Origin of the sequence: Bacillus sanguinis, from assembly GCF_018332475.1 — a bacterium.
GTDB classification, from domain to species: domain Bacteria; phylum Bacillota; class Bacilli; order Bacillales; family Bacillaceae_G; genus Bacillus_A; species Bacillus_A sanguinis.
The window spans coordinates 1-4,381 of record NZ_BOQB01000249.1 but is presented as its reverse complement, the minus strand read 5'-3'; the positions used below and the strand labels follow the sequence as shown (position 1 = coordinate 4,381).

Annotated in this window: 5 protein-coding genes; 2 read left to right on the top strand and 3 right to left on the bottom strand. The window is 34.7% G+C overall.

Annotated features, from left to right (window positions below; all coding sequences use genetic code 11):
• Positions 1-98 precede the first annotated feature (98 nt).
• The gene (gene pepT, locus KI369_RS22720) at positions 99-1,331 is read left to right on the top strand and encodes a peptidase T (RefSeq protein ID WP_212957481.1); all 1,233 of its coding nucleotides are present in this window, start codon (positions 99-101) and stop codon (positions 1,329-1,331) included.
• Between the two features lie 37 nt (positions 1,332-1,368).
• Here pepT and alkA read toward each other — a convergent pair whose 3' ends face one another.
• From alkA to KI369_RS22705, 3 genes are read right to left on the bottom strand one after another with little or no spacing between them, the layout of a single operon-like run.
• Positions 1,369-2,280 carry a DNA-3-methyladenine glycosylase family protein gene (alkA, locus tag KI369_RS22715; protein WP_212957480.1) on the bottom strand — a complete coding sequence of 304 codons (912 nt, stop codon included), beginning with the start codon at positions 2,278-2,280 and terminating at the stop codon, positions 1,369-1,371.
• Positions 2,277-2,807 (bottom strand): methylated-DNA--[protein]-cysteine S-methyltransferase, encoded by a 531-nt coding sequence (locus tag KI369_RS22710; RefSeq protein ID WP_212957479.1) that lies wholly within the window; start codon positions 2,805-2,807, stop codon positions 2,277-2,279. Before KI369_RS22710 ends, alkA begins: the two co-directional genes overlap by 4 nt.
• Positions 2,788-3,384, bottom strand: a complete 597-nt coding sequence (locus KI369_RS22705; RefSeq protein ID WP_212957478.1) for a bifunctional transcriptional activator/DNA repair enzyme AdaA — start codon at positions 3,382-3,384, stop codon at positions 2,788-2,790. The genes KI369_RS22710 and KI369_RS22705 overlap by 20 nt, the downstream gene beginning before the upstream one ends.
• A 154-nt stretch (positions 3,385-3,538) precedes the next feature.
• Here KI369_RS22705 and KI369_RS22700 point away from each other — a divergent pair, with 154 nt between their 5' ends.
• A complete protein-coding gene (locus KI369_RS22700; protein ID WP_212957477.1) occupies positions 3,539-4,297 on the top strand; it encodes an exodeoxyribonuclease III in 759 nt (252 codons plus the stop codon).
• Positions 4,298-4,381 lie beyond the last annotated feature (84 nt).

Here is a 4,381-nt window from a genome sequence, read left to right as displayed (position 1 = left end):
AATACAAATGAAATATATGCATTCACAGTCAAAAAAGTTAAAATATTTCGTTTTAAGGATTATAATGGAGAGAGAAACATAAAAGGGAGTGAATGAACTTGAAACAAGAACTTATTGAAAGATTTACGAGATATGTAAAAATTGATACACAGTCAAGTGAAGACAGTCATACAGTTCCAACAACACCTGGACAAATTGAATTTGGTAAGTTATTAGTGGAAGAGCTAAAAGAAATTGGGTTAACAGAAGTGACGATGGATGATAACGGTTATGTAATGGCAACACTGCCGGCTAATACGGACAAAGATGTTCCTGTAATCGGCTTTTTAGCACATTTAGATACGGCAACAGATTTTACAGGGAAAAACGTAAAACCACAAATTCATGAAAATTTTGATGGCAATGCGATTACGTTACATGAAGAGCTAAATGTTGTGTTAACGCCAGAACAGTTCCCAGAGTTACCCTCATATAAAGGGCATACGATTATTACAACGGATGGTACGACACTTCTTGGAGCAGATGATAAAGCAGGTCTTACAGAAATTATGGTGGCAATGAATTATTTAATACATAATCCGCAAATTAAGCATGGGAAAATTAGAGTTGCATTTACGCCGGATGAAGAAATTGGCCGTGGACCAGCGCATTTTGATGTAGAAGCGTTTGGTGCATCATGTGCTTATACGATGGATGGAGGTCCATTAGGTGGTTTAGAGTATGAAAGCTTTAACGCTGCAGGTGCTAAGTTAACATTTAACGGAACGAATACACATCCTGGAACAGCGAAAAATAAAATGCGTAACGCAACTAAACTTGCGATGGAGTTTAATAGCTATTTACCGGTAGAAGAGGCGCCAGAATATACAGAGGGTTATGAAGGATTCTATCATTTACTTTCTTTAAATGGTGATGTTGAGCAAAGTAAAGCATATTATATTATTCGAGATTTTGATCGTGAAAATTTTGAGGCACGTAAAAATAACGCTGAAAATATTGTGAAGCAAATGCAAGAGAAGTATGGACAAGATGCAGTCGTATTAGAAATGAATGATCAATACTATAACATGCTTGAAAAAATCGAACCAGTGAGAGAAATTGTTGATATTGCATATGAAGCGATGAAAAGTTTAAATATCGAACCAAACATTCATCCGATTCGCGGTGGAACAGATGGATCACAATTATCTTATATGGGATTACCAACGCCGAACATTTTTACAGGTGGTGAAAACTATCACGGTAAATTTGAGTATGTTTCGGTAGATGTTATGGAAAAAGCTGTTCAAGTTATTATAGAGATTGCAAGACGATTTGAAGAGCAAGCTTAAAAAAGAACCAAGTAGTGCAGAGGTGCTACTTGGTTTTTTAGTATAATACTCGCCATAAGTAAAAAGTCGCATAAGACTCCCAATTTTTCCAGTTTACCGCAAAATCTTTTATTTCCTGTTTAGTCGGTTTACTTTCAGAACCTGTTAAATATTTAATTGCATTATGCAAACCAACATCGTCAATTGGAAAAGCAGAAGGAAATCGTAAACAACGCATTAAAACATAGTTGGCCGTCCACGGTCCTATACCATGTATAGCAGTTAATCTTTTTTCAGCTTGTTTCACGTCTTGTATTTGCAGTAAAGATTCTTTTGATAATTTTCCTTCAGTAATAAGCTTTGCAATACCGATTAAATATTCACATTTTCTAGTCGTCATTTTTAAATTTTTGAGATCCTCTACGTGTAAATTGGCAATTGTTTCAGGTGATGGGAATATCCAATGCTTTCTATCGTTCCACTCTACATAACTTCCAAATGTCTCGACTAATCTTCTTTTTAGTGTATAAGCATATGTGAGGTTAATTTGTTGCCCGATAATTCCCCAGGAAAGTGCCTCAAATAAGTCTGGAATACCTAAAGTACGAAGGCCATAATATTGTTCAATTGGTCTTTGAAGGAGTACATCATGTTTAGCTAATGTATAAAAGGGAGCTAAATCAGTAGTTAAATCAAACCATTCAGTTACATAGTTAGCTACAGCATCTCGTATCGGTTTTGCAGAGATATAGGCTTCTCCTAAAAAACGTATTTGAATAGTATCATCCGCATTCATACTAATTTCGACTAAAGGCTTTACATCGTGAACAGAGATAACTTTATAAATTTTGTTATCTTCAATGTGGAACATACATTCATTGTTAGAACGTGATAGATATTGTAAATTTTCTTGGAAACTAAATTCTGTTGGAACTGTTAAAGTTAATGCGCTAGTATGTTCTGCTGTCATATGCGGTTTACCTGCGAATTTTCTAATGTAAGCAATTCTTTCTTCATTTCTAATCCACCTCTAAATCCGGTTAATTTACCATTCTTTCCAATAACACGATGGCAAGGAATTGTAATGAGAAGAGGGTTGGCAGCAATAGCAGTAGCAACAGCACGTACAGCAGTAGGTTTTTGTATTCTTTCGGCAATTTCTGAATAAGAATATGTCTTCCCATAAGGAATTTCACGTACCGTATTCCAAACAGATAATTGAAATTCAGTTCCGTGAGCATCGATAGGGAATGTAAAAGCTTCTCGCTGGATCTCTAAATACTCGATAATTTCTTTCGTATATGTTTGTAGATAATCGGGATTACAGGTCAAAATATGTTGGGGTAATTTTTTTCTAGCCCATATATTTAGTTCTTCGAAGTTTTCATCTTGAGACCCAATGAAACATAGTCCATTTTCAGTTGCAGCAATATGAAACTGAAAATGTTTATGTGAAAGTAGCGTCCAATATATAAATTTATTTCTGTAGGAATTCATTATTGTATCCCCCTTTCATTTCGTTCTTTTTTCGAAATTCAGTAGGAGTAAATCCGGTTTTCTTTTTAAATAAGGTTGCGAAATACTCTGGGTTTTCTATTCCGACGGCAGTACTAATTTCTTTAATGGATTGATTTGTTTGTAAAAGGTGTTCTGCCGCTTTAACAATCCTGAACTGTAGTATATATTCTATTGGACTTATTCCTGTCATTTTTTTGAAAGTACGTTGTAAATGAAAGGGGCTACCATGGCACATTTCTGCAAGTATATCGAGAGTTAATAATTCATCGAAGTGCTTTTCGATATAATCTTTAATTTGTTCTACCCACTCTTCATTAGGTAAAGTGATCCCATTTGGCTTACAACGTTTGCACGGGCGAAAGCTTTCACTTAATGCTTGCTCTGCATGATGAAAAATTCGTACATTGTTTTTATTCGGTATTCTTGATTTACATGACGGTCGGCAAAAGATTCCGGTTGATTTCACAGCATAAAAGAATTTGCTATCATAGGAAGAATCATTATGAATAATTGCTTGCCAATGCTCGTTTGTTAACATAACTTCTTCATTGTGCAAAGAACATCACCCCTGAAATTAGTATAACCTGAATAAAGTGCGTATGTATGTATTCACAAATGTAAGAGCAAGATTACAAAGGTGAAAATATGATTGTTTTTCTATTTTGTGATAGCATGAAATTTGGAAATAAACATCAAGAGGAGGGCTATAAGTGAAGTTAATTTCATGGAATGTAAATGGTTTGCGAGCAGTTATCGCCAAAGGTGGATTTTTAGAATATCTTGAGGAATCCAATGCTGATATATTTTGTTTACAAGAAATTAAATTACAAGATGGGCAAATTGATTTAAACCTAGAGGGATATTATACATACTGGAATTATGCTGTGAAGAAAGGATATTCAGGAACGGCTATTTTCTCGAAGAGGGAACCGCTTTCTGTTACATACGGTTTAGGCATTGAAGAGCATGATCAAGAAGGACGAGTTATTACTTTAGAGTTCGAAGATTTTTACATGATCACGCTATATACACCGAATTCAAAACGAGGATTAGAGCGTTTAGATTACAGAATGAAATGGGAAGATGATTTCAGGGCTTATATTAAGCAATTAGATGAAAAAAAGCCCGTTGTTTTTTGCGGAGATTTAAACGTTGCTCATAAAGAAATCGATTTAAAAAATCCAAAAAGTAATCGTAAAAACCCTGGATTCTCTGACGAGGAACGAGAGAAATATACACGTATTTTAGAAGAAGGGTTTATTGATACATATCGTTATCTTTATCCTGATCAGGAAGGTGCATATTCGTGGTGGTCGTATCGTATGGGAGCGAGAGCAAAAAATATTGGATGGCGTCTAGATTATTTTGTTGTTTCCGAAAGAATGAAAGAACAAATAACAGAGGCGAAAATTAATAGTGAAGTGATGGGATCAGATCATTGCCCAGTTGAATTACATATAAATTTCTAAAAAAAAAGAAGTATCTTCCTAAAAATAGGTGGATACTTCTTTTTTATTCAGTTTGTTAAAATTTTTCAAATCTTTCTTGAAATA